The 13,798-nt window shown below is 46.0% G+C and carries 14 protein-coding genes; 6 read left to right on the forward strand and 8 right to left on the reverse strand.

Annotated features, from left to right (window positions below; all coding sequences use genetic code 11):
- Positions 1 to 112: 112 nt before the first annotated feature.
- Positions 113 to 523: a lysozyme inhibitor LprI family protein gene (locus BLR32_RS05840; RefSeq protein WP_089829449.1), complete on the forward strand. Its 411-nt coding sequence runs from the start codon at positions 113 to 115 to the stop codon at positions 521 to 523.
- A gap of 75 nt (positions 524 to 598) precedes the next feature.
- On the opposite strand, the gene BLR32_RS05845 is transcribed toward BLR32_RS05840, so the two are convergent.
- The 3 genes from BLR32_RS05845 to BLR32_RS05855 all read right to left on the reverse strand — a co-directional run bounded on the left by BLR32_RS05845 (position 599) and on the right by BLR32_RS05855 (position 3,049).
- The gene (locus tag BLR32_RS05845) at positions 599 to 1,489 is read right to left on the reverse strand and encodes a YitT family protein (protein ID WP_089829451.1); all 891 of its coding nucleotides are present in this window, start codon (positions 1,487 to 1,489) and stop codon (positions 599 to 601) included.
- Between the two features lie 16 nt (positions 1,490 to 1,505).
- Positions 1,506 to 2,651: a formimidoylglutamase gene (locus BLR32_RS05850; protein WP_089829454.1), complete on the reverse strand. Its 1,146-nt coding sequence runs from the start codon at positions 2,649 to 2,651 to the stop codon at positions 1,506 to 1,508.
- A 149-nt stretch (positions 2,652 to 2,800) separates the two neighbouring features.
- A complete protein-coding gene (locus BLR32_RS05855) occupies positions 2,801 to 3,049 on the reverse strand; it encodes a hypothetical protein (RefSeq protein ID WP_089829456.1) in 249 nt (82 codons plus the stop codon).
- Between the two features lie 387 nt (positions 3,050 to 3,436).
- On the opposite strand from BLR32_RS05855, the gene BLR32_RS05860 reads away from it, so the two are divergent.
- Positions 3,437 to 4,534 (forward strand): glycosyltransferase, encoded by a 1,098-nt coding sequence (locus tag BLR32_RS05860; RefSeq protein ID WP_089829458.1) that lies wholly within the window; start codon positions 3,437 to 3,439, stop codon positions 4,532 to 4,534.
- On the opposite strand, the gene BLR32_RS05865 is transcribed toward BLR32_RS05860, so the two are convergent.
- Entirely contained in the window at positions 4,535 to 4,891 is a 357-nt protein-coding gene (locus tag BLR32_RS05865) for an arsenate reductase family protein (protein ID WP_089829460.1), read from the reverse strand.
- A gap of 144 nt (positions 4,892 to 5,035) precedes the next feature.
- On the opposite strand from BLR32_RS05865, the gene polA reads away from it, so the two are divergent.
- The 3 genes from polA (at position 5,036) to BLR32_RS05880 (ending at position 9,921) form a co-directional block, all read left to right on the forward strand.
- Positions 5,036 to 7,858, forward strand: a complete 2,823-nt coding sequence (gene polA / locus BLR32_RS05870; protein ID WP_089829462.1) for a DNA polymerase I — start codon at positions 5,036 to 5,038, stop codon at positions 7,856 to 7,858.
- A 233-nt stretch (positions 7,859 to 8,091) separates the two neighbouring features.
- Positions 8,092 to 8,613, forward strand: a complete 522-nt coding sequence (locus BLR32_RS05875; RefSeq protein WP_089829464.1) for a GNAT family N-acetyltransferase — start codon at positions 8,092 to 8,094, stop codon at positions 8,611 to 8,613.
- 165 nt (positions 8,614 to 8,778) lie between these two features.
- Positions 8,779 to 9,921, forward strand: coding sequence for a C1 family peptidase (locus BLR32_RS05880; protein WP_089829466.1), 1,143 nt, complete (start codon positions 8,779 to 8,781; stop codon positions 9,919 to 9,921).
- Positions 9,922 to 10,817: 896 nt separating this feature from the next.
- Here the strand turns inward: BLR32_RS05880 and BLR32_RS05885 are convergent.
- Together BLR32_RS05885 and BLR32_RS05890 are read right to left on the reverse strand one after the other, a co-directional pair.
- Positions 10,818 to 11,165: a hypothetical protein gene (locus tag BLR32_RS05885; RefSeq protein WP_089829468.1), complete on the reverse strand. Its 348-nt coding sequence runs from the start codon at positions 11,163 to 11,165 to the stop codon at positions 10,818 to 10,820.
- An 11-nt stretch (positions 11,166 to 11,176) separates the two neighbouring features.
- Entirely contained in the window at positions 11,177 to 11,794 is a 618-nt protein-coding gene (locus BLR32_RS05890) for an L-threonylcarbamoyladenylate synthase (RefSeq protein ID WP_089829470.1), read from the reverse strand.
- 111 nt (positions 11,795 to 11,905) lie between these two features.
- Here BLR32_RS05890 and mtgA point away from each other — a divergent pair, with 111 nt between their 5' ends.
- On the forward strand, positions 11,906 to 12,619 hold the full coding sequence (mtgA, locus tag BLR32_RS05895) for a monofunctional biosynthetic peptidoglycan transglycosylase (RefSeq protein ID WP_089829472.1): 714 nt from the start codon (positions 11,906 to 11,908) through the stop codon (positions 12,617 to 12,619).
- A 2-nt stretch (positions 12,620 to 12,621) separates the two neighbouring features.
- Here the strand turns inward: mtgA and BLR32_RS05900 are convergent, their stop codons facing one another.
- Positions 12,622 to 13,152, reverse strand: a complete 531-nt coding sequence (locus tag BLR32_RS05900; RefSeq protein ID WP_089829474.1) for an AAA family ATPase — start codon at positions 13,150 to 13,152, stop codon at positions 12,622 to 12,624.
- Between the two features lie 9 nt (positions 13,153 to 13,161).
- Positions 13,162 to 13,797 carry a nicotinamide riboside transporter PnuC gene (gene pnuC, locus BLR32_RS05905; RefSeq protein WP_089829476.1) on the reverse strand — a complete coding sequence of 212 codons (636 nt, stop codon included), beginning with the start codon at positions 13,795 to 13,797 and terminating at the stop codon, positions 13,162 to 13,164.
- Position 13,798: the final 1 nt, after the last annotated feature.

A 13,798-nucleotide genomic window follows, 5' to 3' on the forward strand; every position in this document is an offset into this window, starting at 1 on the left:
CTACGAAAAAAGATAAAAAAAGAAAGGGTTCTGCAATCAGAACCCTTTCTTTTTTACCTTGTAGTCACATATCAATATTTTACTATATTTGCGCTCCTAATTGTTCAATCCTATGAAACGTTTTATCCTATGCTTGCCATTGTGCATATGCATGAATGTTTTCGCACAAACCAGTAAATCTGCCGTTGATTCTCTTGAAAAGCGTTACCAGCTTTGCCTGGCAGCAGGTAAGAGCCAATATAACTGCGCCCTTCAGTATTATACCCAAATGGACAGTTTACTGAACACCGTATACCGCCAGTTATACGATAACCTGGACAACAACCGCCGTACGACGCTCCAGATATCCCAGGCTCAGTGGGAAGAAAAGAGACAAACATATTTTAAGGATATTGACCTCCGTGTTGAAAAGAAACGGGCACAAACACTGGCTGGCCTCGATGACGATATGATTGTGACAGACAACAAAGCTACATTCCTGAAAACACGGGTAATAGAACTATTGGCAAGCAAACATTCCTGACAACTGTAAAAGGAATGGTATACAAGGCAACATACTTTTAGTGTGTTGCCGACGTATATCTCTGATGTAGAAGGATTAGTGATGTGTGACCCGGCGTTTGATCATTCCGCCCTTGGTGTCGTTGATGTTATGTTGCACGATGAATGCCTTATCATCTATTTTTTCGATTTCATCGATGATCTTGTGTACTTCCAGACGAGTGACCACTGTGTAAATGATGTCAATATCCCTGTCTACCGCACCCCGTTTGCCAAAGCCGCTTTGTCCCTTGAAAACAGTTACGCCTTTCTTCAGAGAAAGGGTCAGCGCTTTTCTTATCAGTTCACTTTCGTTGGAGATAATCGTCAGGGCAATATATTCTTCAAAACCCTGTATCACAAAATCGACTGTTTTAGAAGCCGAGAGATAAGTGAGCATGGCATACAGCGCCGTTTCCACATTGATCAGCACTGCGGCAACACTGAAGATCACAATGTTGAAATACATGATTACTTCGCCCATAGACAGTACTGTTTTCCGGTTGATGTAAAGCGCCAGCACTTCCGTGCCGTCCAGTACTGCGCCACCTCTTACAGAAAGTCCGATACCACCTCCGAGAAACAATCCTCCGAAGACAGCGATCAATAATTTATCACTGGTAATAGTGGGTACTTCAATGAATACCAGAGCGGCCGCCAGTCCGAGGATAGCGCATAACGCCTTCACTGTAAAGTTGAAAGACAATTGCTTGTATGCCAGCAGGATAAATGGAATATTGATCACGATCAGCAGCACAGAAATAGACCATCCTGTGAGCCGGTTGATGAGGAGGGATATACCTGTAACGCCGCCATCCAGGAAACCGTTTGGCAGTAAAAACCCTTTCAGCCCTACAGCTGCCAATAAAACACCTACGATTATCAGCACTATATCCTGTATGTTCTGGATAAAGCCGATACGGGCGCGCGTCTTCCTTGTCTGTGACATATACTGGTATATAAGCTTACATTCTCTCCTGGTGTCTCAGCCACCTTTCAGGAATCTCGTTATTGCTTGCAGTTACATAATCATTGTAGGTACAGGGCACGAAGTCTTTTCCTTTACCAGGCAACTGCATCCACCAGCGACCTGTTTTTTTACTCTTAAGAAATACGGTATCGATATCCCCACAAACAATATTGAACTCGTAAAAGGCATCCCGTTCATTCAACAATGCTTCCTTGTTCTTTACAGAACAGCCATCCACAAAATACCACAACATTTGTGCAATCTGTCTGGCGGTAAGGAAATCTTTATCTTTTTCAGGGCGATATCCATAAATGCCATACGTACTGAGCCTTCCACTCATACCGGCGTAGCGGGACAGAGCACAGGCTTCATCACCTCCCAGTCCGTTAGGGGAAAGGGTGTTAGCAGGAGCATCATTATGTTTGATGATATTGATATCAAGGCTCAGCATATCTGTGTTCCTCAGTACCGGCTCGATCTCTTCCAGGTTCTCTCTCACTTTACCCAGACGGTAGCAATCGAAGCGCAGTTTATCCAGCGTTTCCAGCATGCGGGGATGTACAAAATAGCTCTGGAATGCCAGGTGGTTATAATGACGGATGTAGTTGGGCTGTTCTGTCAACATATCCATCAGGAAGCTATCTGCCGGAATAGGGGATTCTTCCTTCAGGTCTATCAGGGCATCCGCAACCGTTACTTCAATCACATATTTCTGCGTGGCGTAGGCTCTATATTGTGCATAGGTCAGATCATGCGATCCACCCAGGATGATGATGGTCTTGTTGGAATTGATCAGTTCAGCGAGTACGGTTCTCAATGCAGCGTAAGTGTCTGCCAGGGAAACACCTTTACGCAGGTTACCCATGTCGGCGATCTTTACATCTTTATGCCAGTAAAATAAACTGTAAAATTCTCTTCTTACGATATCGGCGGCATCAGGGCCTTTTTTACCGGGGCCATAACCACGGTCTTCATTCACTCCAAGCAGGATAATATCTGCGATATCGAGATTAGGTGTATATCCTTCTTCATACAGATCTACGATACCTCCGATCTGGAATTCATCATATTCCTGATCATCGTTCATACTTGCTTTGGAAACGGGGAGGAGGTAATCATGCAGGAGTGTAAAGTCTGCCATCACAACTGTTTTGTTTGCCGGCAAACCTACGAATCAATTACGAAATATGTTGTTTTGGGAAGGGATGAATTATGGATTAATATTTCTTTTATGCATCAGGAGGCCGCATGATCAATGGATGGTCATGAATAAACTGCGAAGCTGTGCCTTTAGTTCTTGTGAACGATAAATTCGAATGCTTTATGCTCCTTTCTGGAAAATGCCCTTTGCAATACAGATCTCTTGCTGGTAACACGGTTTTTGTTGCAATCAGCAACTTCCATAACATTACATAGGTACTCCATGGTCTCTACCATTGTAAGCATATCGCTAATCTGCTTTACTGCATACTGGATCTGTTGTTCGCTGTACCGATCTTCATGCAGTAAGATCAATAAATCCCTCTCAACCTGTTTCATTTGAATAATTTGACTGTTCCCTTAAATTCTTTAAGGCGTTTTCATATAGGAGTAAGCGGCTTGGCGTGTATTTAACAATTGGATGTTTACAGGTAATGTTTATCCTTCTTTCTTTCGGGAACTCAACGGCTAAAAAACCGGTACTTTAATTAGTGCATCCGTTTTTTATTCATGGTAGGGCACCCGCAATCGTTCTTCTTCAAAATCTTACAACCCTGACTCATAATGCTTAGGCTACTGCACACTAATAGAATAGTCAGCCATTTTCTTGTTATCATACTCTTAAGTTCTGTTCGCTTTTGTTTGATGCCCGTCTGTACGAGAGTTTACCTTTTCTTAACAGTGCGCATTTCTAAATTAAGCTAATTTCGTAAAAATTTCAAATATTTGTCCACAATTTCTACGCGCAAAACGATTCTGATAGTCCCGTTAGACTGGGGATTAGGACACGCCACCCGCGACATCCCGCTTATCCATGAATTATTAAACGCCGGTTGCAAGGTAGTTATTGCAGCAGAGGGCAAACACGCTTCACTTTTACAGCAGGAATTTCCGGAACTCACCTTACTGCCGCTGCCCGGCTACCGTATTCAGTATACACAGAAGGGCTGGTTGTTTGGCTGGAAGATCATACAGCAGATCCCTCAGATCCTGAAAGCTATTAAGTATGAGCAGGAATGGCTGCAAAAAATGGTGAAAGAGCACCAGATTGACGCCGTTATCTCAGACAACCGCTTCGGCCTTTACCATAGTACCATCCCAACTGTTTTCATCTCTCATCAGCTATTGATCAAAACGCCTTTCGGTGGCATTATCGAAAAGGCCCTGCAGTGGCTGAACTACCGCTATATACGCCGGTACAGCGCCTGCTGGATCCCTGATTATGCAGATGCCAACAACCTCTCGGGAATACTGGCACACCCTTCCGTATTGCCTCCCAATACGACTTACCTGGGATGCCTTAGCCGTTTTGAAGACCGGCCAAACATACCTCAACAGTATGATTTGCTGGTACTTATATCCGGCCCCGAGCCTCAGCGTTCTAACCTGGAGAAAATAGTGCTGGAACAGATCAAAACCCTGCCTCTCCGTGCGCTGATCGTGAGCGGTAAACCCGGCACCCCGGAAATGCAACAGATCACTCCCCGGGTACAGCAGGTGAACCACATGAACGCCAAAGACCTCAACGAGGCCATGCTGGCATCCAAAATGGTGCTAAGCCGTTCCGGTTATACCACCCTGATGGATCTGGTGAAGTTGAATAAAAAAGCGATCCTGATCCCTACACCCGGGCAGTCAGAACAGGAATACCTGGGCAGGTTCCTCATGAAGAAGGGATATTTCTATAACATACCTCAGCATGCTTTTAACCTGAAGGAAGCACTGGAGGCTGCGGAGAAGTTCGAGTTCAAATCATTTGAGCATGAGCAGGATATGGAGCAGTATAAGGGTGTGGTGAAGAAGTTTGTGGAGAGTCTGGGGTAATTACTTACCCGCAGCCGCCTGCAATCCTTCCACCGTCTTCTTATCACTACCGACGAAGATCTGCTTTCCAATGATAGCTACCGGCCTTTTCAAAAAGGTATACTCCTCAAGAATCAGGTCGCGGTAATCTTTTTCTGTGAGTTCCTTTTCGTGTAACCCCATTGGACGGTACTTCTGTGACCGGCGACTGAAAAGCGCCTCATAGCTTCCCGCCAGCTTATGCATCTCGTCGAGTTGTGCCGGCGTGATCTTTTCTGTCTTAATGTCCTGCAGTACAAATCCGTTCTCTTTAGCGCTGATTTCTTCCAGGATGCGTTTGCAGGTACTGCAGGTAGATAAATGATATATTTTCTTCATGTCATTCCACTTTCGACGCAAATATCTGCCGGCAAAAGGAACTTCCAAAATATCAGGCGCTCATTTCCGGAAACCGATCTTATCCAGGAGAGATAATCTGCATTTGTTTATACGTAATTCATCATTGATAATTACTTTTGGCGGATGCAAAAGAAATTGTTTTTACTGGATGCAATGGCGCTGATCTATCGCGCGTACTATGCATTGATCAGAAATCCACGCCTCACCAGCACGGGCAGGAATACCAACGCACAGTTTGGATTTACCTCAACCTTGCTGGACCTTATCAATAAAGAAAAGCCTACTCATATCGCAGTTGCTTTTGATACACACGCCCCCACTGAAAGGCACTCCACTTTTGTCGACTATAAGGCTAACCGTATGGATGCTCCTGAAGACATCCTGGATTCCCTGGACGATATAAAACGCATTATCACCGGCTTCAATATCCCTGTCGTGGAACTGGATGGCTACGAGGCTGACGACGTAATCGGTACCCTCGCCTGGCAGGCGGCCGATGCCGGATTCAGCGTCTACATGGTGACGCCCGATAAAGACTACGGACAGCTGGTAAGAGAAAACGTGTTCATCTACAAACCTCCTTATATGGGTAACAAGGAGGAGATCATGGGGCCAAAAGAAGTTTGTGAAAAATGGCAGATCACCGATGTACACCAGGTAATAGATATCCTCGGACTCATGGGAGACGCGGTGGATAACATCCCCGGTATCCCTGGCGTAGGAGAGAAGACCGCCATGAAACTGCTTTCCCAGTATGGCTCTGTGGAAGGTGTGATTGAGAACGCCGATAAGATTGGCGGTAAGATGGCGGAAAAGATCAAAGCCGGTGCGGAAAGCGCTATCCTTTCCAAACAACTGGCCACTATTATCACCGATGTACCAGTTAGCTTCCATGAAGAAAACTTCTGCATCAAAGCTCCCAATAAGGAGCAGCTGGCGGAGATCTTCACGGAGCTGGAATTTAAAACGCTCGGCAAACGTATACTCGGAGATGGGTTTGCCACAACTGCTGCCACAGAACCTGCCTCTCCGCCCAAAGCCCAGCTGGACCTGTTTGGCAACGAGATCCAGGGCGCTGTACCTCCTCCGACTGAGGAGCCACAGGAAGCACCGGTAAGTGTCCTGATCGCTGAAAAGAATATCAACAACACTCCCCATAATTATCAGCTGGCTGATACACCTGAGAAAAGGAAGGAACTGCTGGCCACCTTATTACAACAGCAGGAAATCTCTTTCGATACCGAAACAACCGGTACTGATGCTAATGCTGTTGAACTGGTGGGCATGAGCTTCTCCTTCAAAGCAGGAGAGGGCTGGTATATCCCCGTGCCGGCAGACAGAACGCAGGCACAGGAAATAGTAGATAGTTTCCGTCCACTGTTCGATACCACCCATATTCTCTTCATCGGTCAGAACATCAAGTATGATATGATCGTGCTGAAATGGTATGGTGTGGAAATCAAAGGACCAGTTTTCGATACGATGCTGGCCCACTATCTCATAGAGCCGGAAGGCCGCCGTGGTATGGACCTGCTCAGCGCCCAATATCTGCAATACGAACCAGTGTCTATCGAGACCCTGATCGGTAAGAAAGGAAAAGGTCAGGGCAACATGCGGGATGTGGAGATCGAAAAGATCAAGGACTATGCTGCAGAAGATGCCGACATTACCCTCCAGCTGAAAGAGAAGTTTGCACCATTACTGCCGCTGAAAGCAGTAGAAAAGGTATTCTATGAAGTAGAAAACCCGCTGGTGAAGGTGCTGACCGATATGGAATACGAGGGTATCTCCCTTGATATACAGGCACTTTCTGACTACTCCCGCGAACTCGAAAAAGAGATCAAACGCGCAGAAGAAAGCGTATATACACAGGCGGGCGTCCGCTTCAACCTGGCTTCCCCCAAACAACTGGGAGAGGTGCTGTTTGAAAAACTGATGCTCGACCCTAAAGCGAAAAAGACACGAACGGGACAATATGCTACCGGCGAAGATGTGCTGGCGAAGCTTTCCAATAAACACCAGATCGTGGAAGACATCCTGGTATTTCGTGAACTGAGCAAGCTGAAATCCACTTACGTGGATGCGCTTCCCCTGATGCTGAACAAGCGTACAAACCGTGTGCATACTTCTTACAACCAGGCAGTAGCAGTGACCGGGCGTCTCAGTTCCAACAATCCTAACCTGCAGAACATTCCTATCCGTACAGACAGAGGACGTGAAGTACGTAAGGCTTTTGTGGCCCGGAATGAGGAATATGTATTACTGTCTGCCGACTATTCACAGATCGAGCTGCGTATTATTGCGGCTATCAGCGAAGATGTGCATATGATCGAGGCTTTCCGTGGAGGACTGGACATTCACGCCGCTACCGCAGCAAAAGTGTACGGCGTGGAGCTGACAGATGTAACGCCAGACATGCGCCGCAATGCCAAGAGTGTGAACTTCGGTATCATCTACGGTGTGAGTGCCTTCGGTCTGTCTGAAAATCTGGGCATTGCCAGGAGCGAGGCGAAAACACTGATTGACAACTACTTTACACAGTATCCGTCTATCAAACAGTACATGGACAACCAGATAAAATCCGCACAACTGAATGGTTATGTGGAAACAATGCTGGGCCGCAAGCGCTGGCTGAAGGATATCAACTCCTCCAATGCAGTGGTGAGAGGTTACGCGGAACGAAATGCCATCAACATGCCGATACAGGGTACTGCTGCCGACATGATCAAACTTGCCATGATCTCCATCCATAAAAAGCTGAAACAGGAGAACCTCCGTTCCCGCATGATCCTCCAGGTACATGATGAGTTGGTCTTCGATGTACACAAAGACGAGATAGAACTGATCAAACCTCTGATAGAGGAGGGAATGCGTAATGCATTGCCACTGACGGTTCCCGTTGACGTTGAAATCGGTACCGGCGCCAACTGGCTGGAGGCGCATTAACGCTAATCAGGTTAGATCTTAAATAATTAATAACCAGGGACTAAAGCGCTATCATTGCGTGCCAGTTCCTGGTTTTTTGATCAATTACATTACACGTACAATATCCTCCCGGGATGCTATATTGAATCACCCCCGTAACACCATTGCAGCTACTATATTTCCTGCTGATAATTAGTAATTTTTCCCTTGCCCGCCCTATTGTGTTTTCAAAAATCGTTTACTAGCTTTCGCCCATGATCCTGACACCTCGCCTTCAATTATTACCATGTACCCTGCAGTATTTTGAAGCACTGTTACAGGGAGAAGAGGTATTGGGTGAACTGCTGAACATCCATATCCCCGAATCCTGGACAGAGTTTCCGGAAGTGATACTTGTAGCATACGACAAACTCCGTAATGACCCCAGCATGTTAGGCTGGTTCTTTTACCTGGTGATACACCAGGAAGACAAATGCCTTATGGGCGCCGGTGGATTTAAAGGGCGTCCCGACCGGAACGGTACCGTAGAAATTGGATATGAAATCTCTTCGCCTTACCGCGAGCATGGTTATGGCACGGAGCTGACCCAGGCCTTGGTCCGTTTTGCGTTTAACCATTCCTATGTGAACAAAGTAATCGCCCATACCGAAGAGGAATATAATGCAGCCGTGAAAGTGCTTCAGAAATCAGGTATGCACTTCGTAGGAGAGGCCCCTGAACAACTGTGGAAGTGGGAGATATCCCGGGAGGAATATTTGGCCATAGCGTTAAAATAACAATCCCGCACCCTCACACCCTGATTACTGTGCACCCGGAAGATTGTGTTAACGCCATCCTGCAATCTATTGCAACTCCCATTCATCAATCTTTACCCATTAAGAATGACTGTTTTAGCTTAGATTCGGCCATTTATTTTTCAAATATATCCAAACCTAGTTACAATGAAGACATGGGCACTTTGCCTTGCCGCTTTTTGCTCCACAGCGGCTATCGCACAAACAACCAATAAAGAAGGCAGTAACTACAAGTTCACTGTTATTAAGAACCTCGATGCTGGTGATGTAGAAAACCAAGGCAATACCGGTACTTGCTGGTCCTTCTCAGGACTTTCCTTTTTCCAGGCCGAAGCGCTTCGTATAGGGAAGGGCAAGAATATTAACCTCAGCGAGATGTATGTAGTAAGAAAAATGTATCCCCTGAAAGCATCTAACTATGTACGCATGCATGGTAAGGCCAATTTCGGTGAGGGCGGTGGATTTCCCGACGATTTGCTCTGCCTCCGTGAATATGGTCTCGTACCGCAAAGTGTATACGACGGTAATCGTGTAAAAACTTACAATCATGCCGAAATGACATCCATCCTCGATGGTATGGTGAAGAAGATCGGTGCTACCGAATCTGTCATCAACCCTAACTGGAGTAAAGCCGTTGACGGTGTATTGAACGCCTACATTGGCGACGCTCCTGAAAAGTTCGAGTACAACGGTAAGAGCTACACCCCTAAAACTTTCGCAAAGGAGCTGGGCCTCGATGCGGATGATTATGTAATGATCACCTCTTTCACACATCATCCTTACTATCAGCAGTTTGTGCTGGAAGTTCCGGACAACTGGAATTGGGATAAAATGTACAATGTTCCCCTGAACGACCTGACCACCATCACAGAAAACGCTATCCAGAACGGTTACACTGTTGCCTGGGCTTCTGATGTAAGCGAAAAAGGTTTCAACTTCGCACAGGGTCTGGCAATCGTTCCTGATGTTGCAAACCTTACTCCTGATCAGCTGTCAAAAGCATTCACTGAGCCTGTAAAAGAGTTGACTATCACTCCGGAGATCCGTCAGCAGGCTTTTGATAATTACGAGACGCAGGATGATCATGGAATGCACATTGTAGGTATGGCGAAAGACGCAAACGGGAAAGTTTTCTTCCGTGTGAAGAACTCCTGGGGAACTGCTAATCCTGGTAGCGGATACTTCTACGCTTCCGAACCGTTCTTTGCTTACAAGACTACCAGCATTATGCTGAACAAAAAAGCAATTCCAGCAGATATTGCGAAGAAGTTAGGGATCAAACAGTCTTAATTCATCTTTCTTTTTATAGTAGCGGCTGTCTCGTTTTGAGGCAGCCGTTTTTATTTTACTTGCGTTTTAAGAGTCTCTAAAGGTGCCTCCTTTTGTAAGTTGGGGATACTGCGCCGGTTTGGACCGCACACTTCATGGTAGGGGAGCCTCTTATCATGGAGAGTATAAAATTGGCGTTCACAAAAAGAATAGCCGTTCACTTATCAAGTAGTATGCAAGCCATTGACTAAATCAATCAGCTTCTGGGAAGAGCTGCACTTACCGATAGTAGGAGGCGGACGAGGACATGGGTGACTCTTCGATCCAGTTGGTATATCCATCTAATTGACGCCATCAATGGGTAAGCTTTGAAAGTAAGAGCGCTTACAAACCGGCAGAAATTACAATCCAATAGTGATATACATCAGGATTAGGCTAAGGCCGTAACAGCACCCGGCTTTCTATACGTGGACCACTTGAATCCAGACGGGGTTCAGGTGGAGACTACTGGCCTAAGTTGTTTGAAGCCGCTGATACGACCCACCAGGGGTTTAATAAATAACCAAAAGCTCAATACGACTTTCCAATGCCTAATCTTCCGAAGCTTCAAAGAACTCAGCCAGTGGTCCCACCTGAAAACCCCCGTCGTATGTCCCTTTTTTATCTCCAAAAACATCCTTGCCAAAGTCAAGTATCAATATTTCACACAGTAACTTTCCCCTGCTTTGATACCCAACGCAGCCCGCTAAAAGCATCCTCTATAAACAATAAAAACTGGAGTATTTACATTTAAAAAAGAAGAGGTTTCCTGCTCAAAAATTTAATTGACCGAAGCAATTAATTTAATTGACACAGTCATACATAATAGAAAAAACGCAATACAGCAAAGGATTTACAAACAAAACAAGCAGCAAGCATCACTTGCCTTCGAGACGCTGCGCCTCCTGATAAGTCCCCAGTCTCACCTTCACCGGCAACTGCGTCTGCTTCTCCCAATTCCACTCCTTTTTACAGAAAAAACCAAAATGTTGCTGATAGTAATCATTTGGTGCAAGAGGAGATTTTGCAGCAGACATCCCCCTGTTTTCCGTAACCTGAAATGAGGATAAATACACCGGCGCCACCACCTCTTTAGGAGTAGCAAGCCACAACTTACTTGACTTCGTCAAAGGATAAAGCGGCGCTACTGCTATCTTGTTCTGCGCAGATAGATGCGACAGGCAAGTAAATGTGATCAATCCCAATATGGACAATATTTTCTTCATAAGATATTCATTTATACCAATGCCTCCCAGCTACCCGCACCTTCCCTTATCAGTTCCGGCTCATCACCAGTGCAATCTACAACAGTAGAAAAGGTCAAACCTCCCAGACCACCATCCACAACAATGTCCACGATCTTCCCAAACTTCTCATGAATGATCTCCGGATCCGTATATTCCTCTACGTATTGATCCACCGGAAGGGACGTGCTCATTACAGGATTGCCCAACTCTTTTACGATAGCCCTGCATATATTATTATCGGGAACACGGATACCGACAGTATCCTTTTTGGCCTTTAACATACGCGGCACCGCCCGGCTGGCTGGCAGGATGAAGGTGTAAGGGCCGGGTAAGGCTTTTTTCAGCATACGGAAGGTAGGCGTATCCACACTCTTTGCATAGTCTGACAAATGGCTCAGGTCATAACAGATAAAAGAGAACTGTGCTTTGGCCGGGTTAATATGTTTGATCTGGCAGATCCTTTCCACAGCCTTATGCTGACAGATATCACAGCCCATACCATATACAGTATCGGTAGGATAGATGATCACACCACCGTCTTTCAAACACTCTACAATCGTTTTTAAATGACGGGGATTCGGATTGTCTGGATGTAAGGTTAAGAGCATACTACAAATTTACGAAACTACTCGGGGAAGCCGTCCCAATTTCCAGGCCAACACATTTTCCACATTAAATAATCTTACTATCTTTCCAACCAATTTGCAAAACAGATCTGGATGAATTTAAAAGGGATTGTTCCGAGAACCTGGAGAAGGCTGAAAAAGATTGCACTCATTCTATTCATTGCGCAATTCGTTTACATTATAATATTAAAGTGGGTCAATCCTCCGATCACCCTTACCATGATATCCTCCTGGTTTAGCCTCATCGGAACAGATAAACATTTCCATAAGACCTGGGCAGACTATGATGAGATCTCTCAGCATGCCAAGCTGGCAGTATTAGCCAGTGAGGATCAGCTGTTCCCGGACCATAATGGTTTTGATTTTAAGTCCATCGAGAAGGCCATGAAACATAATCAGAAAAGTAAAAAGATCCGGGGCGCCAGCACTATCAGTCAGCAGGTAGCTAAAAATGTGTTCCTCTGGCAGGGACGCAGCTGGATACGCAAGGGACTGGAGGTCTATTTTACTTTTATGATCGAAAAGATCTGGGGCAAAGAAAGGATCCTTGAAATGTATCTGAATGTGGCCCAGACAGGTGATGGTATCTTTGGGGTAGAAGCGGCGGCACAACAATATTATCATAAAAGCGCGGCCAGCCTGAATCGTGAACAGGCCGCCATGATTGCTGCATGCCTTCCGAATCCGATAAAATATACGGTAACTCCTCCGGCTCGTATTACATCTTACCGCCAGCGGAAAATATTACAACAGATGCGGTTCATTGCGCCAGACCCGGATATCTCTGAACTGGTGAGCAGCAAATAATATCAGCTGTTCCTTGTTTCAAGCAGTTTATCCACAGCAGTTATCGCCAACGCCCTTCTTTCTTCAAAACCGCCCTTGATCTCTACCCAGGGTACGCCAGATCCGGCAATAAGATTTCTATAGATATTGTAAAAATACTCCCGCATCCGGGGGGCGGGGTATTCCCGTTGCGGATCTTCCTCCCAGGGAATATCAATGTAGGTTAACAGGTACAGGTCGTAGTGACGGGCTGCCATGTGCTCCAATATCCGCGGATCACATGTGCCGTACTTATGTTCACTCCATACCTTGATGACATGTAGGTCCGTATCGCAGATCAGCAGCCCGTTGGCTTGTGTCGCCAGTTTATCTTCCAGCGCCAGCTGTCCTTCTGCTATCGTGAGCAGGTCGTGTTGTTCATAGGACCGGGGCAACTCTTCCAGGTATTGACGTGCATATTCCGGCACCCATATCGTTTGATAATGTGCCGCCAGCTGCTCACTCAATGTACTCTTTCCGGTAGACTCCGGCCCTATAACAACTACTTTCAACATATACTATAATTACTTCGCTATTCCTGCCGCGTGCTGTTCCCGCCAGATCTTTCTCCAGCTGAAATAGCCCAACACAGCAACAATGAACAGGAATATTGTCAATACTGCCGTAGGCAATAAATGTTTGTGGAACAATAAGGGGATAGCTACCAGGTTGGATACATTGAGTACCAGCCAGTTCTCTATCTTTCGCTTCGCCAACAGCCACATACCGCCGCAGGCTGTAGCAGAGACAAACGCATCTATCAGCGGAACGTCGGAGTTGGAATAATTACTGAGCAGGTAAGCAAAAAGGCCCCAGCCGATCACGGTTATCAGCACCGTTACTATCCATTCCCGGCGACTGGCCCATTCCACCGGTGTTTCGGGTTCACTCTTGCTCTTTTTTGCCCAGTGATACCAGCCATACACGCTCATGACGAAATAATAGATATTTAAAGTCGCTTCCGCATACAGGCGAAACTGTTCCCTCGACAGGAGATAAGCATAGATGCCAGTGCTTACCAGCCCCGTGGGGTACAGCCATATACTATTCTGTTTACTGCAAATCACACTAATCGCGCCAAATAGCGCCGCGACTATTTCCAGCCAGCTCATTGCCCGTATTCCTTCCTGTAAGCCCTGATATAATGCGTCAAAATTCATG

Origin of the sequence: Chitinophaga filiformis, from assembly GCF_900102545.1 — a bacterium.
Lineage (GTDB): Bacteria > Bacteroidota > Bacteroidia > Chitinophagales > Chitinophagaceae > Chitinophaga > Chitinophaga filiformis.

Bases quoted from the DNA above. Each gene is read 5' to 3' on its own strand.
- polA (WP_089829462.1), top strand. From the start codon at position 5,036: ATGCAAAAGAAATTGTTTTTACTGGATGCAATGGCGCTGATCTATCGC.
- pnuC (WP_089829476.1), bottom strand. From the start codon at position 13,797: ATGAATTTTGACGCATTATATCAGGGCTTACAGGAAGGAATACGGGCA.
- BLR32_RS05855 (WP_089829456.1), bottom strand. From the start codon at position 3,049: ATGAAACAGGTTGAGAGGGATTTATTGATCTTACTGCATGAAGATCGG.
- BLR32_RS05865 (WP_089829460.1), bottom strand. From the start codon at position 4,891: ATGAAGAAAATATATCATTTATCTACCTGCAGTACCTGCAAACGCATC.
- mtgA (WP_089829472.1), top strand. From the start codon at position 11,906: ATGAATTTAAAAGGGATTGTTCCGAGAACCTGGAGAAGGCTGAAAAAG.
- BLR32_RS05890 (WP_089829470.1), bottom strand. From the start codon at position 11,794: ATGCTCTTAACCTTACATCCAGACAATCCGAATCCCCGTCATTTAAAA.
- BLR32_RS05900 (WP_089829474.1), bottom strand. From the start codon at position 13,152: ATGTTGAAAGTAGTTGTTATAGGGCCGGAGTCTACCGGAAAGAGTACA.
- BLR32_RS05885 (WP_089829468.1), bottom strand. From the start codon at position 11,165: ATGAAGAAAATATTGTCCATATTGGGATTGATCACATTTACTTGCCTG.
- BLR32_RS05880 (WP_089829466.1), top strand. From the start codon at position 8,779: ATGAAGACATGGGCACTTTGCCTTGCCGCTTTTTGCTCCACAGCGGCT.
- BLR32_RS05845 (WP_089829451.1), bottom strand. From the start codon at position 1,489: ATGTCACAGACAAGGAAGACGCGCGCCCGTATCGGCTTTATCCAGAAC.
- BLR32_RS05850 (WP_089829454.1), bottom strand. From the start codon at position 2,651: ATGGCAGACTTTACACTCCTGCATGATTACCTCCTCCCCGTTTCCAAA.
- BLR32_RS05840 (WP_089829449.1), top strand. From the start codon at position 113: ATGAAACGTTTTATCCTATGCTTGCCATTGTGCATATGCATGAATGTT.
- BLR32_RS05875 (WP_089829464.1), top strand. From the start codon at position 8,092: ATGATCCTGACACCTCGCCTTCAATTATTACCATGTACCCTGCAGTAT.